We start from the raw sequence: 26,236 nt of genomic DNA, 5'->3' as shown, positions 1-26,236 counted from the left end.
ATTCAAAAGGTCTTAGTCGTTTGACTAAGACCTTTTTTGATCTAGGTATAATATTATCAACGAGGAAGCGGCAGAGCAGCGGATCCCGCTGATACCAAAAAGACGGCGTGTTGGGAGTTCGAATCTCTCCATCCCGCCATATTTTAAGAAGGCCTTAGTCGTTTGGCTAAGACCTTTTTTGATTTAAGAGCCCTACCGTTGTTAGCTTAGTTGGTCCCGAAGCTGACTATTCCACTACTCCCTGATGAACACTGGTGTTGAGTGTTATAAAAATAAAAAGCCTTAACTTACGTTAGGGCTTTTTATTTTTGGCTATTAGCTTTATTCGAACACAAAGATTCACACTTGAAAGTTGAAAGTAACTCAGATGCTTTCTTTTTATTCCACAACGGTAAATCAATGGTAGTCTATCGAAGTTCAATTTATAAGCTGTTATGATGAATAACAAAAAGGAGTAAGTTATGCCACATATTCGATTTCGAGCATTAGAACCACAAACAGTGCAAGCTTTATCAGCGACATTAATCAACGAGTTACAACCTCTAATGAATGCCCCTCGTGAGGACTTTACCTTTGAATATATCTACAGTACCTTTTTCTTTGATGGTACTGTCAGTCAAGCTTACCCTTTCGTTGAAGTGCTCTGGTTTGATAGAGGACAAAGTGTCCAAGACCAAGTTGCATCGGTAATTACCGATCAAGTACATCAAGTTTTGAACAGTCAAGTTGACGTCGCAGTGATATTTACCGCATTAAAACCGAATCAATATTATGATAATGCTCAGCATTATTAAGAGACGCCCATGAATCAAGTTATTGATACCATCATCTCACACCGTTCTATCCGTGCTTTTAAAGATCAACCAATCAGTAAAATACAGTTGGATTCCATTATTGCATCAGGTATCGCTGCGTCTTCTTCGAGTTTATTACAAGCGGTTTCCGTTATACGTGTGACTGAGCAAGATAAGCGTATTCAACTCGCCGAACTTGCTGGTAACCAACCTTATGTCGCTAGCGCAGCCGAATTTTTAGTATTTTGTATTGATTATCAACGTCATTACACGCTTGATAATAACGTGCATCCTGAATTTATGGAACTGACCCTGATTGGCGCAATTGATGCAGGCATAATGGCGCAAAATTGTTTACTCGCAGCCGAGTCATTGCAATTAGGTGGCGTTTACATCGGAGGGTTAAGAAATGCACCTTACGAAGTTGATCTGTTATTAGAATTACCCCCTTATTGCGCAGTGCTCTTTGGATTATGTTTAGGTCATCCCGATCAACATCCACAATTAAAGCCAAGATTAAGTCCAGAAGTGATAGTACATGAAAATACTTATCAGCCTTTAGAGGTGGAACGTATTAAACAGTACGATGAAATTATGCTTGATTACTATCAAACTCGTTCAAGTAATACTAAGCAGCAAGGTTGGTCTGAGCAAACTTGTAATAAATTAGCTCAGGAATCGAGGCCTTATATGCAGGACTATCTTCATCATAAGGGATTGGCAAAAAAGTAAGTCGCGCAATGTTGATTATGGCAATGATATTATAAAAGTTATCGGCTATCGCTCCCTTTCGAAGTTTATATTCTAAGGGAGCTAGTTTTAGAACTTGAATTATTTCTCTGGGCTATCGAGTGAGTTAAGCTCAGATAATTGATGTTTTCTTGCGGTGTTAAGCATGTTATTGAAATAATGACGTAATGAATAAAGCATAAGTAAACTAGGTACGACCATAACTGCGGTTAGTGCAAAAAATAATGACCAATTATCAAGATAATCAGCAACTTGTCCGCTAAATGAGGCAAGTGTCGTTCGACCAAAGTTACCTAGCGATGCTAGTAAAGCATATTGGGTAGCGGAAAAAGCTTGTCCTGTCATTACCGTTAAGAAAGAGACGAAAGCGACTGTAGAAAAAGCAGTAGTAAAGTTATCAACAATAATTGTCGCGAGCAGAAGGTGCTCGTTCGGACCGACTTCTGCAATCCAAGAGAACATAAGATTACTTGCTGACATCGCTATTCCGCCGATCATTAATCCTTTAATAATCCCAAATCTCACGTTAAACATGCTACCGATAAATGTAAATAGCATAGTTAAACCCCAACCAATCAACTTGGAGTAGTATCCGATTTGTTCATTGGTAAATCCGACATCTTTATAAAAAGCAATCGACATTCGGCCTAGAAACGCTTCTCCAATTTTGAATAGGAAAACAAACAGCAATAGAGTTATCGCAACTCGAGTTCCATTTTGGCGAAAAAAATCAATGAAGGGTTCAAATAATGTCACGGTGAGCCATGTTGCAGCTTTCGATTGAATGACTTCACCATGCCGTAATTCAGCTTGTTGTTGCAAACGATCTCGGTGAGATGTCGGTTCGCCGACAAATAAAGTGAACAGCATCAACAATAATACGATAGCCGCCATTCCGTAATAGACTTGGTTCCAGCCTACGCTATCTGCATTAATAAAAGCAAAGTATCCTGGTAAGGAATATCCAGTCCACCATCCAATAACAGCCATTGCGGAGGCTTGGGGTAGCTTTGATTGTTCTGACTTGGGAAAGGTGTCAATGCGAAAAGCATCGATAGCAATATCCTGTGTTGCCGATGCAGTGGCGATTGCCAGAGCGAACATTGACGTTAAAATAAGATTGGTGGCCGGATTAACACCTGCGATCAGTAAGGTAAAAATAAAAACTAGAAGTTGGCAAAATAAGATCCAACTTCGTCTTTGCCCTAATTTTTTGTATAAGAAAGGAATTTTTACTCTGTCGACTAAAGGGGCCCAAAGGAAATTGATGGCGTAGACAGAAAATACGCTACCGAAGTATCCTATGGCAGCTAACGATAGACCTGCATCTTTAAGCCATCCAGACATGTTTGAGCCGATTAATACCCAAGGGAAACCGCTAGAGCAACCGAGTAGAAATACCCATAAAAGACGACGATCAAGATAACTTTTAATGGTTTGTGACCAAGTGAGATATTGAGTTCCGCTCGGCATGAGCTTTATCCTTACAGAGTTCATCCCCTAACTTGAGTTAGGGGGGAGAGATTAATCAATGATTGTTACATTGGTAATGATAATTGGGGTAACGGGGACATCACTCATATGGCCTACTGTGTGAGTCGGTTGTTTGGCCATCATTTGGACAGTTTCAAAACCACTGATCACTTTACCAAAAACGGCATAGCCTTCTTGACGTTGAGTAGGATTTAAGAATTGATTATCAGCAAGATTAATAAAAAACTGTCGTGTGGCAGAATTAGGATCAGCGGTTCTTGCCATCGCAATTGTCGCGGTGCTATTGCGTAACCCGTTACGAGCTTCATTGATGATCGGTGGGTTAGTTGTTAATGACTTTAGTTGGGTATCAAAGCCTCCGCCTTGAGCCATAAACCCAGGGATAACACGATGGAATTGACTGCCGATATAGCTACCGTCTTCTACATAGTGTAAGAAATTTTCACTGGTAACAGGAGCTAACTGTGAATCAAGTTCTACGATGAAATCACCGATAGAGGTTTCAAATTTAACCTGTGGTTCTGCCCATACAGCAATACTGAACATCGTTAGGATGGCGGCGGCTATTTTTTTAACCATTGAAACGATCCTTCATGTAGCTTTGTAACTCGCTATCGTTAGCAATTTCTTTTAGTACTAAATTAACGACATCATTTAATACTCTTTCAATGTCTTGATTTGACGCACTTAAAGCAGCGCTTCGTTTAGCTGTACCATTATAACTTTTTACTAGCTTACCTTTAGGCGTCTCGGCAGTTAACTCCAGAGTGACACTGGCGTTCATTTCATGTGAAGTGATGGAGTGCTTGACGGTGACTAAGGCCTCTTGAATTTCTAACGCCAGATTGTTTTCACTATTCACCGTTAAACGGAAGCCCTGCGAAGCAAACTGTTCAGCTAAAGCGTTTTCTAAGGTAATTCGTACATTTTGTTTAGTATGTACAGGCTCAATATGATTACGCCCGCTATCAACTAATGCTACATATTGAGCGGAGCGAACGTCTTTACTGACTAAAGTAAAGCTAATGTTGTTAACAATGTTGCTGCTACTCAATACGGGTTGAGGCATAAAATTAATTTGCTCTTGCTTTGGAGCGGCACAAGCGGTCAAAAGTGCAATTGAAGCAGCGATAACCAATTTCTTCATGATCAAATCCTTTGCTGTAGTGAACAATAATGCTTATGGCTTAATAGCCTGTAAGATAACAAATTTTGCGTTACTAGCGATAGTTTTCACCTGCGCACTACCAAATAATCGTTTTAACTTAATATCGTAACCGAGATGACGATTACCAATCACTAATAACTTTCCTTGCTTAGATAGAACGCGTTTAGCATCACAAAACATCTGCCATGCAATATGATCGGTGATCGTTTGTTGTTGATGGAAAGGTGGATTACAAACAATAAACGGTGTGCTGTGATCAGGAAACCCATCTAAACAATTATTCGCTAAACATTCAAAACGATGTTGTGGTGATAAATTTTTCGCAAGATTCCGTTTTGCTGACTCTACCGCCATAAAGCTTTCATCAACAGCGATTATTTTGGCTTGCGGATTCAGTTGCCCAAGTTTCACCGATAAAACGCCATTGCCACATCCTAAATCAATAATACTCTCTAGGGTGTCATCTTGAGGTAAATAGTCCAAGAGTAAACGCGCACCTTGATCTAAACGTTCAGCAGAATAGACATTAGGCAGATTATTTAATTCAATGGTTTTATCATCAATGCTCCAGCAAATGTTGTCTTCAATCGAGGGAATGGGGTAAACATCGGGCTGAGAAAAGACGAGACGGTGCTTCTTCCACGCCAAAGAGGTGTGTGTTTGACCTAAATATTGTTCAAAAAGTTGTAATGTTGAAGTATGAATTTCTTTTGCTTTATTGACGGCAATCACAGGACAATGAGCGGGTAAGGCGGTCCTTAATTGGCTCAATTGCCAAATTAAATGACGGTTGTTGCGGGGAATTTGCATCAATACAAGGTCGATGTTATCTGGTATTGATACCATCGTATTATCGATATGAATAGCGGGGCAAGCATTGGCTTGCAAATTTGCTACTGTAGCTTGTTGGGCAATAAATGAATCACTCAGCATAGTGATTTGATGTTCGAAAGATAAATAGCAGCTTAGCGCACCGAAATGATCATTCAGAACCAGAATATGCCGATTGGGTTGTAGATTGAGCGTCTTAAGGTGAGAGAGTAAATATTCATCACCAGCATCCCAAGCTTGTAGCGTTTCATTGTTGCGAATGGGAAATCGATGAAGCGTTAAAGTTCGCTTATCCAAGGTTAATTCTGTTTTCATCTTATTCGTTAAATGTCGATTAAAGAAAGGCCACATCATTGTCTCAAATGGAGAGGGAACAAGAAACCAAAACCTTTTCCTTCTCATGAAGCAAGAGTAGAATCGCGGCATCGTATAAATGAACATTGTCTTGTTGAGGACTCGTCATGCTTCAAGAAACCATCGAAATGAAATTACAACAGGCTTTTCAACCCGAGCATTTACAAGTGTTCAATGAAAGTTATATGCACAATGTTCCTGCCGGTTCAGAGAGCCACTTTAAAGTCATTATTGTTAGCGATACTTTTATCGAACAGCGCTTAATTACTCGTCATCGACAAGTTAACCAAGTGTTAAAAGACGAGCTTGCCCACCGTATCCATGCTCTAGCGATCCATACTTACACTCCACAAGAATGGCAGCAATTGCAAGGAGAGGCACCTGATAGCCCTATGTGTATGGGCGGGTCTAAAAATGAGCTTAAATGAGCGAGTGATCGCGGTTGTGGGCCATTGCGTATTGTATGGTTAAGCTGATTATCGTAGTGCATTTTATCTATCATTAATCAAGTAATTCTGTTCATAAGATAACTGACTAATGTTAACTGTGCGATAGGTCATATTTATGATTATTTATCATTCCCTGCTAGCTATTTCTTGATAAATAAAGCGAATGAAGCGGGGATTGGTCATGGCATCCGGTTCCTAAAAGATGCTAAACTATTGCACCTGACAAATCTCATTACAGACTTGTAATTGGATTTTAAGAAGGATGTTGCGGTTTTGGCATTAACAACTGCCGAAAACGGACACTATCAATGTCGTGTCTAGAGAGCGTTAGATCGTGTTGACTGGCATGTAAGTCAATTAGCCTGTCTTGTTCTCGATTTTACGCAATGAAAGAATCTTTTTCCCAATAAAAAAGTAGTGCAAGTGCGTATGATTACAATAAAAAAGGGTTTGGACCTTCCCATTGCTGGAGCTCCTTCCCAGGTGATTCATGATGGCAAAGCCATCACTAAAGTCGCCTTGCTTGGCGAAGAGTACGTGGGTATGCGTCCAACGATGCATGTTCGCGTGGGTGATGAAGTAAAAAAAGCACAAGTTCTTTTTGAAGATAAGAAGAACCCTGGTGTGGTTTTTACTTCTCCTGTCTGTGGCAAAGTTATTGAAGTTAATCGTGGTGCTAAGCGAGTCCTTCAATCCGTAGTGATTGAAAAAATGGGCGATGAGCAAATCACCTTCAATAAGTTTGATGCTAATCAGTTAGCGAGTCTGGACCGTGCTGCGGTAACCTCTCAACTCGTTGATTCTGGTTTGTGGACAGCGCTACGAACTCGTCCGTTTAGCAAGGTTCCGGCCATTAATTCTCACACTAAAGCGATTTTTGTTACGGCTATGGATACTAACCCATTAGCCGCAGAGCCAAGTGTTATCATTAATGATCAGCCTGAGGCGTTCACTGCAGGTCTAGATGTGCTTTCAGTACTTACTGACGATAAAGTCTACGTTTGTAAGGCGAATGTAAGCCTGCCTCGTTCAGCTCAGCAGAATGTGCATGAGCATGTCTTTGATGGCCCACACCCAGCTGGCTTGGCCGGGACGCACATGCATTTCTTGTATCCTGTTAATGCGCAAAATGTGGCATGGAGCATCGATTATCAAGACGTGATTGCCATCGGTAAGCTGTTTTTAACCGGTGAGCTATACAATGAACGAGTGATTTCGTTGGCGGGCCCAGTGGTGAATAATCCTCGTTTGTTACGTACTGAGATTGGGGCCAGTTTGGATGAACTCACTCACAGTGAATTGATGCAAGGCGATGTTCGAGTCATTTCAGGCTCTGTGTTGTCTGGTACTAAGGCTTCTGGTCCTCATGCTTACCTTGGTCGTTATCATAAGCAAGTCTCTGTATTGCGTGAAGGTCGAGAAAAAGAATTGTTTGGTTGGGCGATGCCGGGTAAAAACCGCTTCTCTGTGACTCGAGCATTCTTAGGTCATTTCTTTAAAGGTCAGTTGTTTAATATGACTACTACCACCAATGGTAGTGATAGAGCAATGGTTCCTATTGGCAACTACGAAAAAGTAATGCCGCTTGATATGGAACCAACATTACTGCTGCGCGATTTATGTGCGGGTGATACCGATAACGCTCAGCGTTTAGGGGCTCTCGAGTTAGACGAAGAAGATCTCGCGTTGTGTACCTTTGTATGTCCAGGCAAATATGAATATGGCGCCTTGCTGCGCGATTGCCTCGACAAGATTGAGAAGGAAGGGTAATTTTCATGGGCCTTAAAAAGTTTCTTGAAGACATCGAGCCTCATTTTGAGCCTGGTGGAAAACATGAGAAGTGGTTTGCGTTATATGAAGCTGCTGCAACGCTGTTTTATACACCAGGCCTAGTGACGAAAAAAAGCTCACATGTGCGCGATAGCGTCGATTTAAAACGCATCATGATCATGGTTTGGTTTGCGGTATTCCCTGCTACTTTCTGGGGAATGTATAACGCTGGCGGCCAAGCCATTTCTGCCCTATTGCACATGTCTGCATCTGGTCAATTGGATCTAGCAGCCGCTATCGCGGGTAACTGGCACTACTGGTTGACCGAAATGCTGGGTGGTACCATTTCTGCTGAGGCAGGTTGGGGATCCAAAATGCTGCTCGGGGCAACTTACTTCCTACCTATTTATGCAACCGTCTTTATTGTTGGTGGTTTCTGGGAAGTATTGTTCTGTATGGTACGCAAGCATGAAGTGAACGAAGGTTTCTTTGTTACTTCAATTTTGTTTGCTCTGATTGTTCCACCAACGTTACCACTTTGGCAAGCAGCGCTAGGTATTACCTTTGGTGTTGTGGTTGCGAAAGAAATTTTCGGTGGTACAGGGCGCAACTTCCTAAACCCTGCGTTAGCCGGTCGTGCTTTCCTGTTTTTTGCTTATCCAGCACAAATATCAGGGGATACCGTGTGGACGGCTGCTGATGGTTACTCGGGTGCAACGGCATTGAGCCAGTGGGCACAAGGTGGTTCAGGCAGTCTTGTACATACGGTAACTGGTGAGACGATCACTTGGATGGATGCCTTTATTGGTAATATTCCAGGCTCGATTGGTGAAGTATCTACACTGGCACTGATATTAGGCGGTATATTTATCGTCTATATGGGTATCGCCTCATGGCGTATTATTGCTGGCGTAATGATCGGTATGGTGGCGTTGGCAACCTTATTTAATGTGATCGGTTCAGATACTAACCCTCTATTTAGTATGCCTTGGCATTGGCATTTAGTGTTGGGCGGATTTGCATTCGGTATGATTTTCATGGCGACTGATCCTGTTTCCGCCGCGTTTACCAATAACGGTAAGTGGGCTTATGGTATCTTAATTGGTGCTATGTGTGTCCTCATTCGTGTGGTTAACCCAGCGTATCCTGAAGGGATGATGTTGGCTATCCTGTTTGCAAACTTGTTTGCACCTCTGTTCGACAATTTGGTTGTAGAGAGAAATATCAAACGGAGAGAAGCCCGCTATGGCAAGTAATAACGATAGCATTAAAAAAACGCTGTTGGTTGTTATCGCATTGAGCCTAGTGTGCTCGATTGTGGTTTCTGCTTCAGCGATCATTTTAAAAGACCGCCAAACCAATAATGCTTTGCTTGATATGCAAAGTAATATTGTCTCGGTGGCGGGCTTAGAAGCTCGTAATCCGCAAGAAATTCAAACACAGTTCCGCTCAAATATCGTGCCTCGTTTGGTCGATTTTAGTACCGGTAATTTTGTTGAGGGAGATGCGGCAAACTTTGATCAACGAGCCGCGTCGCGCAATCCTAGTGAGTCTATTCGTCTACCAGCCGATCAAGACCCAGCTAAAATCCTGCGTCGCTCTAATCTTGGTGTTGTCTATTTAGTCAAAGGCGATGAAGGGTACTCCAAAGTTATTTTACCGATGCACGGTAATGGCTTATGGTCGATGATGTACGCTTTTGTTGCTGTAGAAATGGATGGTAATACTGTTGCGGGCATTACTTACTACGAGCAAGGTGAAACTCCGGGGCTTGGTGGTGAAGTAGAAAACCCAAGATGGCGTCAACAATTTGTAGGCAAGCAATTGTTTGATGAAAATAATCGTCCAGCGCTTCGCGTCTATAAAGGTGGAGCCCCTGAAGGGTCCATTCACGGTGTTGATGGACTATCTGGAGCAACATTGACGGCTAATGGTGTACAACATACGTTTGACTTCTGGTTGGGTGATATGGGCTTTGGTCCATTCCTTGCAAAAGTTCGTGACGGAGGCCTGAACTAATGGCTAACGCAAAAGAAATGAAAAAAAGCTTGTTAGCGCCAGTGTTGGATAACAACCCCATTGCACTACAAGTGCTTGGTGTATGTTCTGCATTAGCGGTAACGACTAAGCTAGAAACTGCTTTTGTTATGACACTTGCAGTTATCTTTGTAACTGCATTTTCTAACTTATTTGTTTCTATTATTCGTAACCACATTCCTAATAGTGTGCGGATTATCGTGCAAATGGCGATTATCGCTTCGTTGGTTATCGTGGTTGACCAGTTCCTAAAAGCTTTCTTATACGATATTTCTAAACAGTTATCTGTATTTGTTGGCTTGATCATTACTAACTGTATCGTTATGGGACGCGCAGAAGCGTTTGCGATGAAATCAGCGCCTTTACCCTCATTGATTGACGGTATCGGTAATGGATTGGGTTACGGTTTTGTCCTGATCACGGTTGCTTTTTTCCGCGAACTGCTTGGCTCTGGTCAACTGTTTGGTTTAGAAGTCTTGCCTCTGGTGAGTAACGGCGGATGGTATCAGCCAAACGGTATGATGCTGCTCGCTCCATCGGCCTTCTTCTTGATCGGTTTCTTGATTTGGGCTATCCGTACGCTGAAACCAGCACAAGTCGAAGCGAAGGAGTAAAACTGCAATGGAACATTATATTAGTTTGCTTGTTCGTTCGATCTTTATCGAGAACTTAGCGCTATCGTTTTTCTTAGGGATGTGTACTTTCTTGGCGGTATCTAAGAAAGTAAAAACCTCTTTTGGCTTAGGCGTCGCGGTGATTGTGGTACTAACCATTGCCGTGCCGGTCAACAATTTACTCTATAACTTGGTGTTGAAAGACAGCGCGTTAGTCGACGGAGTTGACCTGAGCTTTTTGAACTTCATCACCTTTATTGGAGTAATTGCTGCCTTAGTTCAGATTTTAGAGATGGTGTTGGACCGATTCTTCCCACCACTATATAACGCGCTAGGTATTTTCTTACCCTTGATTACGGTGAACTGTGCCATCTTTGGTGGTGTGTCTTTCATGGTGCAGCGCGATTACAACTTCACAGAGTCGATTGTTTACGGCTTTGGTTCTGGTGTCGGTTGGATGTTGGCGATTGTTGCACTTGCGGGTATTCGCGAGAAAATGAAATATTCAGACGTTCCTCCAGGATTACGTGGTTTAGGTATCACGTTTATTACGGTAGGTTTAATGGCGTTAGGCTTTATGTCTTTCTCTGGTGTTCAACTGTAAGTCGGGTAGGCCGCAACAATAAAGGAATAGTCAATGCTAAGTATTATCCTTGGTGTCGTGATGTTTACCATTATCGTTCTAGCGTTGGTATTAGTGATTTTATTCGCTAAGTCCAAGCTAGTACCTTCAGGTGACATTACCATCTCAATCAATGGTGAGCCAGACAAGGCCATCTTAACTCAGCCTGGTGGCAAGTTACTCAGTGCCTTAGCGGGCTCAGGAATTTTTGTTTCTTCAGCTTGTGGTGGCGGTGGTTCTTGTGGACAGTGCCGAGTGAAAATTAAATCGGGCGGGGGTGATATTCTGCCTACCGAGCTTGATCATATCAGTAAAGGCGAAGCGCGAGAGGGTGAGCGTCTTGCTTGTCAGGTCGCAGTGAAGACTGATATGGATATTGAGCTACCAGAAGAAATTTTTGGGGTTAAACGTTGGGAATGTGAAGTTATCTCTAATGATAACAAAGCAACCTTCATTAAAGAGCTCAAGCTACAGATCCCAGATGGTGAATCAGTACCGTTTAGAGCGGGTGGCTATATTCAGATTGAAGCACCGGCGCATCATATTAAATACTCTGATTTTGATGTTCCAGAAGAGTATCGTGGTGACTGGGACAAGTTTAACCTGTTCCGCTATGAGTCGAAGGTCGATGAGGATATTATTCGCGCTTACTCAATGGCTAACTACCCTGAAGAGTTTGGGATTATTATGCTCAACGTGCGTATTGCAACGCCGCCGCCAAATAATCCTGATGTGCCACCTGGTCAAATGTCATCGTATATTTGGTCACTGAAAGCTGGTGATAAATGTACTATTTCTGGTCCATTTGGCGAGTTCTTCGCTAAAGATACTGACGCGGAAATGGTGTTTATTGGTGGTGGTGCTGGTATGGCTCCAATGCGGTCGCACATCTTTGATCAGCTTAAGCGTTTGAAGTCAAAACGTAAGATGTCTTTCTGGTACGGAGCGCGTTCTAAGCGTGAAATGTTCTATGTTGAAGATTTTGATGGTCTAGCAGCAGAGAACCCTAATTTCGTTTGGCACTGTGCACTGTCGGATCCAATGCCGGAAGACAATTGGGATGGCTATACTGGCTTTATTCATAATGTACTTTATGAGAACTATCTGCGTGATCACGAAGCGCCAGAAGATTGTGAATACTATATGTGTGGTCCACCGATGATGAATGCTGCGGTTATTGGCATGTTGAAAGATCTCGGTGTAGAAGATGAAAACATTCTACTGGATGATTTTGGCGGTTAATCGCTAATTATCGTAACCCAATGGCTGGCTCTGATGAGTCAGCCATTATTTTTCTACGGGACGATAAAGTGAGAAAATAGGTCTGTTGGTTTCTATATACCCAAACAATTTTAGGTGGTACGTCGATAACTCGTAGGTGATTTCAATACGTTAAGATAACGAATCGGAATCAAAGACGGTTACGCATATTACTGTTACTAAAAGTATGAGGGGATAAAACACACCTATGGGTTCATGATCTAATGAGGTATTAATAAGTGAAAAAATGGCTTGTTGCATTCGCATCGCTAATTTTTATGGCTGGATGTGAAAAATCGGTTGAGTTGGTTCATTTAAGCGGGCCAACAATGGGGACAACCTACAATATAAAGTACACTCAACAGGCAGGTATTCCTGACTCCTCTCATTTACAAACAGAGATTGATCGTTTGTTAGAGCAAGTTAATGATCAAATGTCAACGTACCGTGTTGATTCTGAACTCAGCCGCTTTAACCAATATCAAGGCAGTGATCCTTTTCAGGTTTCAGAGCAAACAGCAACGGTAGTGAAAGAGGCGATTCGTTTAAACTCACTCACTTTAGGTGCACTGGATGTAACGGTGGGGCCTTTGGTGAATTTATGGGGCTTTGGTCCTGAAGCTCGTCGAGATACTGTACCAACTGAGCAAGAATTAGCTGAGCGAAAAGCAAAAACGGGTATTGAATATTTATCTGTTTCTGGTGATTTTTTAAGTAAAACTCTGCCTAACTTATACGTTGATTTGTCAACTATTGCTAAGGGGTGGGGGGTTGACGTTGTGGCCGATTTTATCGAATCACAAGGGATTGAGAATTACATGGTTGAAGTGGGCGGAGAAATGCGCCTTAAAGGACGTAATGCTCAAGGTATTCCTTGGCGAATCGCGATTGAAAAACCGTCTGTACAAGAGCGCTCAGTTCAAGAGATAATTGAACCTGGTGATATGGCTATTGCCACTTCTGGTGATTATCGGAACTATTTTGAACGCGATGGTATGCGTTATTCGCACATTATAAACCCAAAAACTGGCTATCCTATTGACAATAAAGTCGTTTCAGTAACCGTGCTGGATAAATCGAGTATGACGGCTGATGGTCTTTCAACTGGACTTATGGTGTTAGGTGAAGAAAAGGCGATGGCAGTAGCTGAGTTAAATCAAATCCCCGTATTTATGATTATTAAAACAGATGATGGATTTAGAGAGGTGGCTTCTAGTGCATTTCAGCCTTATCTTAATCGATCAAAATAAAGAGTGAGTCAGTAACGATGAGTACTTTTTTTATAACATTTGCTGTCTTCATGGCAGTTATCGCTGCAATGGCAGTAGGCTATATTTTTCAAAAGAAAGTCGTGAAAGGCAGTTGCGGTGGTCTTGGTGCGGTCGGCATTGAAAAAGTCTGCAATTGCCCTGAACCTTGTGATGCTCGTAAAAAGCGAGAAGCTCGTGCGGCTGCTCGCGCTGAACGATTGGCTTCATGGGAAAAAGATCGGATTGCTTAGTCCTTTTTATACCTCATGAATGAATCATTAACGATTTTTACATTCGAATAACTTACACCTCGCCGCTAGTGCGAGGTGTTTTTTATGTTCATTTCATAACGAAATCTCTATACTGTTTATATATACAGTTTTGTTCGTGATGCGTGATGAGTAAATCGATTCGTAAAATTATTCATATTGATATGGACTGTTTTTTCGCCGCAGTAGAAATGCGTGATAATCCTACCTATCGAGATCGACCATTAGCGGTAGGAGGGAATGAGAAGCAGCGAGGTGTGATCAGTACGTGTAATTATGAAGCGCGACGTTTTGGTATTCATTCTGCGATGCCAACGGCTCAAGCGCTTAAACTCTGTCCTCATTTGTTAGTGGTACCGGGCAGAATGCCAGTCTATAAAACCATCTCGCAACATATCCAACAGATTTTTCAGCGTTATACCTCGATAATTGAGCCTTTATCCTTAGATGAGGCGTTTTTAGATGTCAGTGATGCTCAGACCTATTATGGTAGTGCAACCTTAATAGCCGAAGCGATTCGACGTGATATTTGGAATGAGCTGCAATTAACGGCTTCTGCCGGTGTTGCACCTCTTAAGTTTCTTGCCAAAATTGCGTCAGATATCAATAAGCCAAATGGGCTGTGTGTGATAACACCTGAGCAAGTTCAAGACATTATCGATTCCCTACCTTTAGGTAAGATTCCTGGTGTTGGTAAAGTCAGTTTAGAGAAGCTGAATCAAGCTGGTTTTTATCTATGTGAAGACATCAAAAATAGTGATTATCGACAACTGTTGATTAAATTTGGTCGCTTGGGAGCCTCACTGTGGAAAAAAAGTCATGGTATTGATGAACGGTCAGTGATTGTGGAACGCGAAAGAAAGTCGGTCGGGGTTGAGCGTACCTTGAGTGAAAATATTCAAACTTATGAACAATGTTGGCAACTTATTGAGCAGACTCTATTTCCTGAGCTTGAACGACGGCTGCACCGCTCTTGTCCACAACGAGGAATCATCAAACAGGGGATTAAGGTTAAGTTTGCTGATTTTCAACTCACGACGATTGAACATGGACAAACTCAGCTTGAGTGTAACGATTTTAAGTCGTTATTAGCCGATGTGCTCCAGCGTCAAAAAGGTCGAGATATACGCTTACTGGGATTAAATGTCACCTTAAAACCACCAGAGCCTTTCGTTCAATTAAGCTTTTTTAATTAATCGATATTGACATTATATTGTTATTTTAATCTTGCAAGATTGGATTATGACAATCCACTAACCGGAATGAAACTTCGTTAGGATAAGATGCTCACGACTAAGGTTGGGGAAAATATGAAAAATTTATTGTTATTGTGTGGGCTTACGGTTAGCCCCTCTTTGTGGGCAATCACCTGTCCTGTTGAATTGCACAATGAGCTGCGTATTACGGCACAGCAGATAGAAATTCATCATGCTGATCAGCATGCAGTGATCAATCAGCAGAATGAATTGTTCATTTTGGGGCAGCCAATAAGACTAAATAATCGACAACAAACAGTGTTAAGAGATTATCGACAACAAATTGATTCGCTTCTGGATGATGCTCAACAAGTAACCAGAAAAAACTTACAGCGTAGTGATGATATATTACAAGATGTCGCCGCTCGTTTAGATGCTCCGAGAGCTTTTGATAGTGTACAAAATAAGATAGAAGCTTTATTTAAAGAGATGGAGGCTCGCTATCATCATCAAGAACAATGGGTATTTCCGGCACAAAACTTTTTAGCTACCGAGAAAGAGTGGCAACAAGAATTTGAACGAGCTCAGCAAATCATTAGCCAGCAATTTTTATCGGATGCTTTTATGGTGATTGCGCAAAAAATGCAGCGCCAAGGAGGGATGAATCTGGCTGAACTCACTCGGCAAATGGATGATCTTAAAATCCATATCACGCAACGTTTAAATGATTACTCACAACAATTGACCAGTGAAGTAACTGCGCTGTGCAGCTCGCTAACGCAATTGCAGCAACAAGAGCAAGTATTACATCAATCTATCCCTAGATTAAAAACCTTCTCATTACTGAATGAATCATAAGATAACGATTGTCGATGGATTGATTTTCGATTATTGTACTAGTTTACTAGTTTGATGATGTGTGAGTGGTTATGACACAAAGTAGTTCGCGGGAAACCTTTGGTTCTCGACTTGGTTTTGTTTTAGCGGCTGCAGGAGCAGCGGTGGGGCTTGGGAATATTTGGGGATTTCCGACTCAAGCGGCCAGCAATGGTGGTGGCGCTTTCCTTTTTGTTTATTTGGTGCTTATTTTTGTTGTCGCTTTTCCTATGTTAGTGGTTGAGATGGCAATTGGTCGATCAGGTCAAGCTAACCCTGTCGATAGTATGCGCTCACTAACCAATCATCCTTTAGCTAAAAAGGTTGGTGCTTTCGTTGGTTGGGTAGGATTAAGTGTACCCAGCGCGGTATTAGCGTTTTATAGTATTGTCGGTGGTTGGATTATCTGTTTTTTATTCGCTGCGATTACCGATCTGTTGGGATTGACCAATATTAGCTCGTGGCTTAAAGGTTTTTCCGTCGAACGTAATCTGCTCGGTACATTAATTTTTTACTTATTAACCATTTTGATTGTTCGTAGCGGAGTCAAACAAGGTATTGAGAAGTGGTCAACACGCTTGATGCCAGCGTTATTTATTTTATTTGCCGTGCTGTTTGTTTATATCATGATGCAACAGGGGGCAATGGATGGTTTAAAACACTACTTAGTACCTGACTTTGAAAAGGTGTGGGATAGAAAACTCATTTTAGCGGCGATGGGACAAGGCTTTTTCTCTTTAACGATCGGCGGTTGTTCTATGTTGATTTATGGCTCTTACTTAAGCAAAAAAGAGAATTTGCCAAAGATGGCGATGAGCGTCACTTTGGTTGATACCAGTGTCGCGTTTATTGCTGGTTTAGTGGTGATGCCTGCCATGTTTGTGGCGATGCATAATGGTGTGCAAATTTATGCTCAAGATGGCTCGTTACTGAGCTCGGATACTTTAGTGTTTACTGTTTTACCGTTAATGTTTGATAGCCTTGGCCTGCTTGGACAGCTCTTTGCGGTAGTGTTTTTCTCCTTATTAACGATCGCCGCATTGACCTCGTCGATTTCGATGCTGGAATGCCCCGTCGCTTTGGTGAGTGAGCGTTTTAATACGCCACGAGGGAAGACCAGTTGGGTATTGGGTGGTTTAATTGCCTTATTTAGTGTTGTGATTGTGTATAACTTTTCCAGTCTATTTGGCTTAGTTGCTATGGCGGCAACTCAATATCTACAACCGACAGCAGCATTGATGTTCTGCTTATTTGGTGGCTGGGTATGGAGTCGTCATGCTAAGTTCAAAGAATTGCAACAAGGTTATCCTGAGTTCGCGGGTAGTTGGTTTGCGAAAATCTGGCCGTGGTATGTTAAGTTTGTCTGTCCTATTTTGGTCACAACTGTGATTTGGGCTTCTTTTGCTTAGTCGATAATCAATCGCAGTATATACAACATAGTGCCCTTGTTGATAAACCCACAAGGGCACTATTTCGTTCAAACGGGGGAAGGAGGCATGATTTGTCCCGTCGTTAATGGCTCTAAATCGCTATCAGCGACTTCCTCAATAAAGTCACCGACAACTTGCTCAACCATCTCGTCACTTTGGCTAAAGTAGGCCAAATGGAAGACTGCATCGCCTTCATTGACTAAGGGTAATGTTTGTTGGCCAATCACGATTCCGCCTTTATTGGCTCTTATTTCAACTTCTACATTGCCTAAAGGTGAATTGATATAAGCCAATACTTGGCCTTTTTCGACTTTATCACCAAGAGAAACTAGGGTTCGTAAAATGCCATCGGCCTCAGCTCGTTGCCAGCTTGTAGATTTGGCGATCACGGAAACAGGACGTTTTTTACGACTAGGGCGCAGCATTCCGATTTCTTGCATGACGCGTTTTACACCGACAATCCCTGCGTGGATAGCGATAGGATCAAAGCGTAATGCTTCACCTGCTTCATAGGTCAATACGGTAATACCGGCTTTTTCGGCTTCGCTGCGTAACGAGCCATTGCGCAGTGGCGAATCTAAAATGACTGGGGTAGCAAATGCTTCTGCAATGCGTAAGGTTTGACTATTACTCAAGTCAGCTCGAATTTGCGGTAAATTAGTTCGATGTATTGCACCTGTATGTAAGTCGATGATGTAATCACAATTAAGGGCAACTTGAGAGAAGAAGTTATGCGCCATTCGAGAGGCGAGTGAGCCTTTTTCGCTACCAGGGAAACAACGGTTAAGATCTCGTCGATCAGGAAGGTAACGAGATTTATGGATAAAGCCAAACACATTCACGATTGGGACGGTGATTAATGTTCCTTTTAATTTCTTCGGATCAAGCGAGTTAATCAGCTGTCGAACGATCTCGACCCCATTGAGTTCATCACCATGGATCGCGGCATTAACCATTAATACTGGACCTTTCGAGATGCCATGGATGATTTCTATAGGAATAGATAGAGGAGAGTGGGTATAAAGTTTTGCTGCTTCGAGCTCAATGACTCGCTTACTTGCAGGGGGAATTGACTCCCCCAGAAAGTGATAATCTGTATTTCGATTAGCCTTTACCACGTGTTTTTGTCCTTCTACTAGCCGCATTTTTCTCGATGAACTCGATAATCAAGCTGGCAATGTCTTTCCCTGTCGCGGCTTCAATGCCTTCTAAGCCTGGTGATGAGTTAACTTCCATCACCAGTGGGCCTCGTTCTGAGCGAAGTAAATCTACTCCCGCAACATTCAGTCCCATAATTTTAGCCGCATCAATCGCTGTTTTACGTTCTAGAGGTGTAATTTTTACTAATGATGCCGTTCCTCCACGATGTAAATTAGAACGAAATTCGCCTTCAGCACCCTGACGCTTCATAGCGGCAATCACTTTATCACCGATAACAAAGCAACGAATATCAGCGCCACCCGCTTCTTTAATGTACTCCTGCACCATAATGTTAGCTTTCAGGCCCATAAAGGCTTCAATGACACTTTCAGCCGCTTTTCGTGTTTCCGCTAACACTACACCGATGCCTTGAGTACCTTCAAGCAATTTAATGACTACAGGAGCTCCTCCGACCATATCTAACAAGTCTTTGACATCATCAGGTTTGCTGGCAAAGCCAGTGATCGGCATACCAATACCTTTACGAGAAAGTAGCTGCATCGAACGTAACTTGTCACGTGAGCGGCTGATGGCAACAGATTCATTGACTGGATAAACGCCCATCATTTCAAACTGACGTAATACCGCCGTGCCGTAGAAAGTAACGGAGGCTCCGATCCTTGGGATGACGGCATCAAACCCGCCGAGTTCTTCGCCTTTGAAATGAATCTCGGGTTGATCCGAATTGATATTCATATAACAGCGTAATGCATCAATCACTTTTACCTCATGACCGCGCTGTTTACATGCTTCAATCAAGCGCTTCGTCGAGTACAAAGAAGCGTTACGCGATAGAATACCAATTTTCATTATTTGTTTTCCTCGAAAGGGATTAAAAAAGATTGTGTAGGATCGACAATCAGTTTGTGATGCATAGCGGTTCTGCCGAGTAACATGCGAAACGCCATATTTTCACGATTGGTTAGTGTTATTTCGATCGGCCAGCGATGAGCTCCGAGACAAAGATCAGATTTGATCACATAGCGAGACTCTTCATGCCCACCGGAATCGCGCACGATGCGTTCATCAATCACTTCGGCTTCACAAATGGTGACTTTATCAACATTATGCTGCAATGGATGAATCCAAAATCTTACCCAGAGTGCGTCATCTTTGCTAAAGGTTTCTACTTTAAAAGCATGCAGACAAGAGGTTCTTGCGCCAGTATCGATTTTGGCTTTTATTTTTTCAATGCCTAAATCAGGAAGGCTAAGAGTTTCTCTCCACCCAACAATCATTTTTTGTGTCATGGTCATTTTATTTGTGTTTTTGAATATGGTTGTGTATTTGAGCACAGTTGATGCTGCTCAGGAATGGCCCATAAGGGGAGAAAATTAGCAGCATCTCGATACGATATTTATCGAGTCATCAGCTTGAATCGAGTCTGGTGAATAACTCGGGGAAATTCAAGGGAGCGAACTCTAGCAGTAGATAAAACCTGCAGCTAATGAATAAAATTATTCGTATCGACAAAAAAAATTAATATACCTTGTATTTTGTTCTATCACTGAATGATTCACTTGTTCAATCAATACGTTTGATGATGCGATCTCGTCAAGTTTATGATGGTTTCAGCCATCAAACCTGCATATTGATTAAATAGAAATCAGTTTATCTTCGACGATAGGCCTTGCTCATCTTTAGCAAAGCCTACCATCATCAGTGATTAAGCTGGCTGTTTTGTTGGAATATGCTCCAATAAAGCGACCATTTGTTGCCAAAATAGCTCAACAGTATCTATTTTCACTTTTTCATCTGGCGAGTGAGGGAACTTAATTGTTGGACCAAAGGAAAGCATGTCCATATGAGGGTATGGCTTTTTGAATAGCCCGCACTCTAATCCGGCATGAATGACCATGATATTGGGCTTATGGCCATAAATACCTTCATACATATCACGGAAGATAGCCATGATTTCTGAGTCGGCATCGGGTTTCCACCCCGGATAAGCTCCAGAAAAACGAACGTCGGCACCCGCCAATTCAGCGATAGAAGTGAGCATTCCTTCGACTTGACTACGTCCAGAATCAATCAATGAACGGATCAAACATAGCACGTTTACTTTGTCTGTTTCGGTTGTGATCACGCCGACATTAAGTGAGGTTTCTACCACCCCTTCAATCTCGTCACTCATGCGGATCACTCCGTTCGGACAAGCATTCAGTGCAGCAATGAAGCGTTGCTGATCGGCACTTGAAAATACGCCTTGGGTGGTTTCTTTCGCTTGATTAAAGGTGGTGATACTGTTTTCTACTTTACCTAGTTCAGCGACTAATAATTGTTGGTAATCATTAAACACTTGCTCTAGTTGAGTCTCCATTTCAGCAGGAATAGCGACAGTGATAAACGCTTCTCGTGGAATCGCATTACGTAAGCTACCACCTCTAAACTCAATTAAACGCAGATCGAATGCTTGAGCGTAAGTGGCTAGAAAACGGCCCAGTAATTTATTGGCGTTACCGCGACCGGTGTGAATATCACATCCTGAATGACCACCTTTTAAGCCTTTTAAGGTTAATTGTCGGGTGATAAAACCTGTCGGGATCGTTTCACGAGTAATATTGAAGGTAAGTGCACCATCAACGCCACCAGCACAGCCCATGTAGACTTCACCTTCTTGCTCAGAATCGGTATTGAGAAGAATATCACCTTCCAGCCAGCCAGCTTGTAGACCAAACGCACCAGTCATGCCAGCTTCTTCATCGATAGTTAATAAAACTTCAAGAGGACCATGTTTGATATCATTTGAGGCTAGTACGGCTAAACAGGTAGCCATACCAATACCATTATCCGCGCCTAACGTGGTTCCTTTGGCTGTTACCCATTCACCATCAATATACGGCTGAATAGGGTCAGTCGTAAAATCATGTTGGGTTTCTTCATTTTTTTGCGGAACCATATCAATGTGTGCTTGGAGTACGACCCCTTTTTTGTCTTCCATCCCGACTGTGGCCGGTTTTTTAATAAACACATTGCCGATCGGATCGCGACGAACCTCTAAGCCTTGCTGATTCGCCCAATCAATAATGTATTGAGCGAGTGCTTCTTCATGTTTAGATGGATGAGGGATAGAACAAATCTTGTCAAAAAACTGCCAAACAGGGCTAGGTGATAAATTACTGATTTCAGAATGGAATTCAGACACAGATAACTCCTTTTTTTGATTATACCCCGATCAATGTGCACACTTATGGATGTTTTGCAGTGAAATAAGCTGAGATCGGAGCTGAAGTGATAATGAACAACAGCATACCACTATGCAGGATCGGGGAGTAGTGGATTTATTATCCTTCCGGAGTTTTACGATTATTGTTATCGAGCCGTTTATCGCTTTCGTTAATTTAGTCACACTCTTCTTAATGGTTGCTCAGTCGATAGAATGTAACACATGTCTTCATGTTGACTGCGTGGCATGATACTTACCAAACGGATGAGTATTAATGATGCCGTGTCTTATTCAATCATTTGTTTTTTAGGAGTGAAGTGTTCGATTCCCGTTAAGCGAGAAGCTAAGGCTTCATTACTGATATTTGTGTAATTAAATTACCAAAAGGTGGCTTATTTTAGCGTTTTTTGTCTTTTTTGTGGTTTTAATCACCAAAAGTATTGTAATTAATTTTCTTTGTGGTATATTTATAACCAACTTCCCTAGTGAAGAAAAAATGCTCAAAGGATGAGTCCGATTTATCGCCTCCAAGGAACTGAGAAATCAACTTAATGACGTTTGATTTTAAAGGTGATAGTTATGAATAAAGGTTTATCTTGCGTAATGTTCTGGAAAAGCAACTCTGTTTTTACTAGCAACTTTACTTATCCGTCAAGCTTTGGTTATTAAATTAACCACTTGAAAGTTATATGTTTTTGTTCACCCCTATATTAGAATCTATTGTTAATCTACAGTGATTAAAATAATTCACCGCCATCTGTTCTCAGATGGCGTTTTTTTATGCTCAACGATCATTCACAACCTTTGGTTACTGGTATGATTTTTCTTCACTGGTAGCACTTTTCGAGTATTTATCCGTCTTTGTAGTGGATTCTATATAGATAGATAAAGTGGTTTTTTTCCTACAGATTGATAGTAGTTGTGTATGGAAATTATCAGTTGATAACTTTATAATTCCCGCCAATCGATTACGCAACCGTTTACTTTGTCTGTATTAGGATTCTACCATGTTGGAAAAACTGTTTAAACTCAGTGAAAATGGCACAACTGTGCGCACTGAGATCATTGCCGGGATCACGACGTTTCTGACCATGGCTTATATTATTTTTGTGAATCCGACGATTTTAGCGGATGCAGGAATGGACCGTGGAGCTGTTTTTGTTGCCACTTGCTTAGCGGCAGCGATTGGCTGTTTTATTATGGGCTTTGTGGCTAACTATCCGATAGCGCAAGCACCTGGTATGGGATTAAACGCTTTCTTTACCTATGTTGTAGTGCTTGGCATGGGGTATACGTGGCAAGTCGCTTTAGCGGCGGTATTTTGCTCAGGTATTTTATTTATCCTATTGAGTCTATTTAAGATTCGTGAATGGATTATTAATTCGATTCCAATGTCGTTACGCACGGGAATCTCTGCCGGTATTGGCTTATTTTTGGCATTTATCGCGCTAAAAAATGCAGGAATTGTGGTCGATAACCCGGCAACGTTGGTGTCAATGGGAGCGATTACCTCTTTACCTGCGGTATTGGGCGCATTGAGCTTTTTCTTTACCATTGCTTTAGTGCATCGCGGCGTTAAAGGCGCGGTGATGATTGCTATTTTAGCGGTAACTATTTTAGGATTGATTGTTGGCGATGTCACTTGGGGGGGCATTATGTCTACGCCGCCAAGTATTGCCCCAACTTTCATGCAGCTTGATTTTTCAGCCGTATTTGAAATCGGTATGATTTCAGTTGTATTTGCTTTCTTGTTTGTTGACCTTTTTGATACCGCTGGAACGCTGGTCGGCGTAGCAAACAAAGCGGGTTTCATTGGTAAAGATGGTAAAATTCCACGCTTAAACCGTGCGCTACTTGCTGACTCGACAGCGACGTCTGTTGGTGCATTATTGGGCACCTCGAATACCACATCTTATGTCGAAAGTGTTTCAGGTGTGGCTGCAGGCGGTCGCACAGGCTTAACAGCGGTAGTTGTTGGCATTTTATTTATACTTGCATTATTCTTCTCGCCATTAGCGGGAATGATCCCTGCTTATGCGACGGCAGGTGCATTATTTTATGTCGCGATTCTAATGATGTCTGGCTTGGTAAGTATCGATTGGCGAGATCTTACTGAAGCAGCACCGACAGTAGTGACTTGCTTATTAATGCCTTTAACCTTCTCGATTGCTGAAGGTATCGCACTTGGCTTTATCTCTTACGCAGTGATTAAACTACTGAGTGGTAAAGGTCGACACGTTTCGCTTAGTGTTTGGGTCATGGCGATCATCTTTGTTATTAAGTTTATTCTTGAAGCGTAAATAGATTCTATTTTTAAACAATTAGGTTCAATCACAATGAGTAAAAAATTCGTAATCACTTGGGACAACATGCAAAATTTTTGCCGTGAATTAGCCCAGCGTCAAATGCCTGCTGAGCAATGGAAAGGTATCCTAGGTGTAAGTCGAGGTGGACTGGTTCCTGCGGCTATTTTGGCTCGTGAACTTGGCATTCGTTATGTTGATACCGTTTGTATCTCAAGTTACGATCATGATCATCAACGTGATATGACCGTACTGAAAGCACCTGAGCATGATGGTGAGGGATTTCTTATTGTCGATGATTTGGTCGACAGCGGTGATACAGCTCGTAAAATTCGCGAAATGTATCCGAAAGCTAAGTTTGTGACTGTTTGTGCTAAACCAGCAGGTAAAGATTTAGTGGATGAATACGTGGTTGATATTGAACAAGATACTTGGATTGAACAACCTTGGGATATGACTTTAGCTTACGTTGAGCCAGTGAATCGTAAGCAAAAATAACGACAATTATTGATTCAATCACCAGTTTCCCGCAATTAATCGACATATGGCCCTGCAAAGGGCCTTTTTTTTGATTACTATAAGGCCTAAGCGGTTTAACAATGAGATGCATCATGTCTGAATCAAGCAATATCAACCTATCAGAAACGCTCTTTCAACAGCATAAAGAGGCGAAAGAGACTTCCTCTCTCACGCAATACATGCCGAGCAGTAGTGAATTTTTTGAACAGAAAATGGAGCAAGATCCTTTTTCGTGGTATCGAAATTTACGTCGTTTACAGTGGGCTTGGTTAGGAATTAATCCTATCGATCAAGAAGAGGTTCTCGCCAACATGGCTTCATCTGAGCATTCTCGAAGTCATGAAAAGTGGTTAGATACCGTGATTGGTTATCATAGTGGCAATTGGACGTATGAATGGACAAAGCTCGGTGGACGTTACCATAAGCAAAGTGAAGCCTTAACGGGAGAAGCCGCAGCCGAGCGTATGTTTAGTGCTTCCCTTTGCTACAGTATTGCCGGTTATCCCCATTTAAAAAATGACACCTTGGCCATTCAAGCGCGAGTGTTGGCCAATGCCGCTTATAAACAAGCCTCTGAACTGACGCAGTATACGATTAAGCCATTAGAGTTTGATTATCAAGGTAAGAAAATTCTTGGTCACCTGCATTTATCACACACTGATGAGCCACAACCGGTGGTGATCGTTAGTGCTGGTCTTGATAGTTTGCAAACCGATATGTGGCGTCTCTTTCGTGATTATCTAGCTAAACGAAATATTGCGATGTTAACGATTGATATGCCTTCTGTTGGTCACAGTAATCATTGGTCATTAACGCAAGATTCTTCTTGTTTACACCAAGCGGTACTTAATCAATTAGCTCCTTTGCCTTGGGTTGATCATCGTCGAGTTGGTTTGATTGGCTTTCGCTTTGGTGGTAACGCCATGGTCAGATTATCGTTTATTGAATCAGATAAAATTAAAGCGTGTGTCGCTATCGGCGCTCCGGTGCATGATATTTTTGTTTCTCAGCAAAAAATGAAACTGATGTCGAAAATGTATATGGATGTGTTAGCGTCGCGAATTGGTAAGCATGCTGTTGATATTCCGAGTTTATCGGCTCAACTGATGGCATGGTCACTGAAAGTGCAAGGCTTCCTCGCGACTCGACGTACTAAAGTTCCTATTTTGGCGTTAGCGATGGAAGGTGATCCGGTTTCACCTGCCAGCGATAATCATTTGATTGCGACTTTTAGTCAAGGCGGGCAATCAAAACAGATAAAGAGTGAAAGTCTTACACGAGGATATGAGCAATCCCTCGATTTAGCGATAAAGTGGCTGGAAGAACAACTTTGCGAATGACTTTTGGCTTAAATTAGTTAAGAGTGAATTGTCTGCGTTTTTAAGCGTATGATTATTAAAAGCAATAATCATTCTTAACAAGGAGAGTCTACATGTCAGAGGCAGCAAAATATCCGACACATTATCGTTTATTATCGACGTTAAAAGCGATTGGTCCTTATTTACGGGAAGGGCAGTGCCAGGAAGGCATTTATTGGTTTGATTGTTTAGCTTTTTGTATTAATGATAAAAAATCGCCTGAAAAACGGGAGTTTTGGGGCTGGTGGATGGAGTTGACGACGACCGAAACTGGCTTTGAAGCCAATTATCGTATCGGCCGCTATAACCTCGCAGGTCAATGGGAAGAGAGTAAGCCAACGGCGGCGGCGCTGCCTGAAGTGATTCGTACCCAAGAAGATTTTCATAAAAAGTTAGCTCAAACTTTGCAGCAACGTTTTGAGTTAAGTCTGTCCTTGCATCAACAATCGACAGCGTTTGCTTAATTCTAGGTTGCCTGCTTGCTAAGTATGACAGCGTTATCACTTAATCATTGGCTTGTTGTATT

The 26,236-nt window shown here is 42.0% G+C and carries 27 protein-coding genes; 19 read left to right on the top strand and 8 right to left on the bottom strand.

Annotated elements, in window-relative coordinates; all coding sequences use genetic code 11:
* The first annotated feature begins 461 nt into the window (after window positions 1–461).
* Window positions 462–794, top strand: coding sequence for a DUF1904 domain-containing protein (locus BSR11_RS08935; protein WP_072670033.1), 333 nt, complete (start codon window positions 462–464; stop codon window positions 792–794).
* A gap of 9 nt (window positions 795–803) precedes the next feature.
* Entirely contained in the window at window positions 804–1,526 is a 723-nt protein-coding gene (gene nfsA / locus BSR11_RS08930) for an oxygen-insensitive NADPH nitroreductase (RefSeq protein ID WP_072670032.1), read from the top strand.
* Window positions 1,527–1,625: 99 nt separating this feature from the next.
* On the opposite strand, the gene BSR11_RS08925 is transcribed toward nfsA, so the two are convergent.
* Genes BSR11_RS08925 through BSR11_RS08910 form a run of 4 tightly spaced genes read right to left on the bottom strand, consistent with a single transcriptional unit; the run spans window position 1,626 to window position 5,352 of the window.
* On the bottom strand, window positions 1,626–3,017 hold the full coding sequence (locus BSR11_RS08925) for an AmpG family muropeptide MFS transporter (protein WP_072670031.1): 1,392 nt from the start codon (window positions 3,015–3,017) through the stop codon (window positions 1,626–1,628).
* Between the two features lie 51 nt (window positions 3,018–3,068).
* Window positions 3,069–3,617: a peptidylprolyl isomerase gene (locus BSR11_RS08920; RefSeq protein ID WP_072670030.1), complete on the bottom strand. Its 549-nt coding sequence runs from the start codon at window positions 3,615–3,617 to the stop codon at window positions 3,069–3,071.
* On the bottom strand, window positions 3,610–4,185 hold the full coding sequence (locus tag BSR11_RS08915; protein WP_072670029.1) for a YajG family lipoprotein: 576 nt from the start codon (window positions 4,183–4,185) through the stop codon (window positions 3,610–3,612). The genes BSR11_RS08920 and BSR11_RS08915 overlap by 8 nt, the downstream gene beginning before the upstream one ends.
* 33 nt (window positions 4,186–4,218) lie before the next feature.
* Window positions 4,219–5,352 (bottom strand): methyltransferase, encoded by a 1,134-nt coding sequence (locus BSR11_RS08910; protein WP_072670075.1) that lies wholly within the window; start codon window positions 5,350–5,352, stop codon window positions 4,219–4,221.
* Window positions 5,353–5,498: 146 nt separating this feature from the next.
* Here BSR11_RS08910 and bolA point away from each other — a divergent pair, with 146 nt between their 5' ends.
* The 12 genes from bolA to BSR11_RS08850 all read left to right on the top strand — a co-directional run bounded on the left by bolA (window position 5,499) and on the right by BSR11_RS08850 (window position 17,143).
* The gene (bolA, locus tag BSR11_RS08905; protein WP_072670028.1) at window positions 5,499–5,819 is read left to right on the top strand and encodes a transcriptional regulator BolA; all 321 of its coding nucleotides are present in this window, start codon (window positions 5,499–5,501) and stop codon (window positions 5,817–5,819) included.
* 450 nt (window positions 5,820–6,269) lie between these two features.
* On the top strand, window positions 6,270–7,610 hold the full coding sequence (locus BSR11_RS08900) for a Na(+)-translocating NADH-quinone reductase subunit A (protein ID WP_072670074.1): 1,341 nt from the start codon (window positions 6,270–6,272) through the stop codon (window positions 7,608–7,610).
* A gap of 5 nt (window positions 7,611–7,615) precedes the next feature.
* The gene (locus tag BSR11_RS08895; RefSeq protein ID WP_004394623.1) at window positions 7,616–8,866 is read left to right on the top strand and encodes an NADH:ubiquinone reductase (Na(+)-transporting) subunit B; all 1,251 of its coding nucleotides are present in this window, start codon (window positions 7,616–7,618) and stop codon (window positions 8,864–8,866) included.
* Window positions 8,856–9,629 (top strand): Na(+)-translocating NADH-quinone reductase subunit C, encoded by a 774-nt coding sequence (locus BSR11_RS08890; RefSeq protein WP_072670027.1) that lies wholly within the window; start codon window positions 8,856–8,858, stop codon window positions 9,627–9,629. Before BSR11_RS08895 ends, BSR11_RS08890 begins: the two co-directional genes overlap by 11 nt.
* Entirely contained in the window at window positions 9,629–10,261 is a 633-nt protein-coding gene (locus BSR11_RS08885; protein WP_072670026.1) for an NADH:ubiquinone reductase (Na(+)-transporting) subunit D, read from the top strand. Before BSR11_RS08890 ends, BSR11_RS08885 begins: the two co-directional genes overlap by 1 nt.
* A gap of 7 nt (window positions 10,262–10,268) precedes the next feature.
* Window positions 10,269–10,865, top strand: coding sequence for an NADH:ubiquinone reductase (Na(+)-transporting) subunit E (nqrE, locus tag BSR11_RS08880; RefSeq protein WP_004394628.1), 597 nt, complete (start codon window positions 10,269–10,271; stop codon window positions 10,863–10,865).
* A 33-nt stretch (window positions 10,866–10,898) separates the two neighbouring features.
* A complete protein-coding gene (nqrF, locus tag BSR11_RS08875) occupies window positions 10,899–12,125 on the top strand; it encodes an NADH:ubiquinone reductase (Na(+)-transporting) subunit F (protein WP_072670025.1) in 1,227 nt (408 codons plus the stop codon).
* 257 nt (window positions 12,126–12,382) lie between these two features.
* On the top strand, window positions 12,383–13,393 hold the full coding sequence (locus tag BSR11_RS08870; protein WP_072670024.1) for an FAD:protein FMN transferase: 1,011 nt from the start codon (window positions 12,383–12,385) through the stop codon (window positions 13,391–13,393).
* 17 nt (window positions 13,394–13,410) lie between these two features.
* Complete coding sequence (gene nqrM, locus BSR11_RS08865; protein WP_072670023.1) at window positions 13,411–13,644, top strand: (Na+)-NQR maturation NqrM; 234 nt, start codon at window positions 13,411–13,413, stop codon at window positions 13,642–13,644.
* Window positions 13,645–13,790: 146 nt separating this feature from the next.
* On the top strand, window positions 13,791–14,858 hold the full coding sequence (dinB, locus tag BSR11_RS08860) for a DNA polymerase IV (protein ID WP_072670022.1): 1,068 nt from the start codon (window positions 13,791–13,793) through the stop codon (window positions 14,856–14,858).
* A gap of 114 nt (window positions 14,859–14,972) precedes the next feature.
* Window positions 14,973–15,716: a DUF2884 family protein gene (locus BSR11_RS08855; protein ID WP_167363653.1), complete on the top strand. Its 744-nt coding sequence runs from the start codon at window positions 14,973–14,975 to the stop codon at window positions 15,714–15,716.
* Window positions 15,717–15,787: 71 nt separating this feature from the next.
* The gene (locus tag BSR11_RS08850; protein WP_072670020.1) at window positions 15,788–17,143 is read left to right on the top strand and encodes a sodium-dependent transporter; all 1,356 of its coding nucleotides are present in this window, start codon (window positions 15,788–15,790) and stop codon (window positions 17,141–17,143) included.
* Window positions 17,144–17,211: 68 nt separating this feature from the next.
* On the opposite strand, the gene BSR11_RS08845 is transcribed toward BSR11_RS08850, so the two are convergent.
* From BSR11_RS08845 to BSR11_RS08830, 4 genes are all read right to left on the bottom strand, one after another.
* Window positions 17,212–18,309: a succinylglutamate desuccinylase/aspartoacylase family protein gene (locus tag BSR11_RS08845; RefSeq protein WP_110166494.1), complete on the bottom strand. Its 1,098-nt coding sequence runs from the start codon at window positions 18,307–18,309 to the stop codon at window positions 17,212–17,214.
* The gene (rimK, locus tag BSR11_RS08840) at window positions 18,269–19,174 is read right to left on the bottom strand and encodes a 30S ribosomal protein S6--L-glutamate ligase (RefSeq protein WP_072670019.1); all 906 of its coding nucleotides are present in this window, start codon (window positions 19,172–19,174) and stop codon (window positions 18,269–18,271) included. The genes BSR11_RS08845 and rimK overlap by 41 nt, the downstream gene beginning before the upstream one ends.
* Complete coding sequence (locus BSR11_RS08835; protein WP_072670018.1) at window positions 19,174–19,614, bottom strand: ATP-dependent zinc protease family protein; 441 nt, start codon at window positions 19,612–19,614, stop codon at window positions 19,174–19,176. Before BSR11_RS08835 ends, rimK begins: the two co-directional genes overlap by 1 nt.
* Window positions 19,615–20,030: 416 nt before the next feature.
* Window positions 20,031–21,509: an aminoacyl-histidine dipeptidase gene (locus BSR11_RS08830; RefSeq protein ID WP_072670017.1), complete on the bottom strand. Its 1,479-nt coding sequence runs from the start codon at window positions 21,507–21,509 to the stop codon at window positions 20,031–20,033.
* Window positions 21,510–22,109: 600 nt separating this feature from the next.
* Between BSR11_RS08830 and vcdP the strand changes: the two genes are divergently transcribed.
* From vcdP to crl, 5 genes are all read left to right on the top strand, one after another.
* Window positions 22,110–22,199, top strand: coding sequence for a small protein VcdP (vcdP, locus tag BSR11_RS17665; protein WP_501207396.1), 90 nt, complete (start codon window positions 22,110–22,112; stop codon window positions 22,197–22,199).
* A gap of 338 nt (window positions 22,200–22,537) precedes the next feature.
* Window positions 22,538–23,830, top strand: a complete 1,293-nt coding sequence (locus BSR11_RS08825; RefSeq protein WP_072670016.1) for an NCS2 family permease — start codon at window positions 22,538–22,540, stop codon at window positions 23,828–23,830.
* Between the two features lie 36 nt (window positions 23,831–23,866).
* Complete coding sequence (gene gpt / locus BSR11_RS08820) at window positions 23,867–24,331, top strand: xanthine phosphoribosyltransferase (protein WP_072670015.1); 465 nt, start codon at window positions 23,867–23,869, stop codon at window positions 24,329–24,331.
* 113 nt (window positions 24,332–24,444) lie between these two features.
* Window positions 24,445–25,692 carry an esterase FrsA gene (frsA, locus tag BSR11_RS08815; protein ID WP_004394642.1) on the top strand — a complete coding sequence of 416 codons (1,248 nt, stop codon included), beginning with the start codon at window positions 24,445–24,447 and terminating at the stop codon, window positions 25,690–25,692.
* Between the two features lie 92 nt (window positions 25,693–25,784).
* A complete protein-coding gene (crl, locus tag BSR11_RS08810) occupies window positions 25,785–26,174 on the top strand; it encodes a sigma factor-binding protein Crl (protein WP_072670014.1) in 390 nt (129 codons plus the stop codon).
* Window positions 26,175–26,236 lie beyond the last annotated feature (62 nt).

The organism is Vibrio injensis (assembly GCF_001895205.1).
Classification (GTDB): Bacteria; Pseudomonadota; Gammaproteobacteria; order Enterobacterales; family Vibrionaceae; genus Vibrio; species Vibrio injensis.
This window is presented reverse-complemented; position numbering and strand designations above follow the sequence as displayed.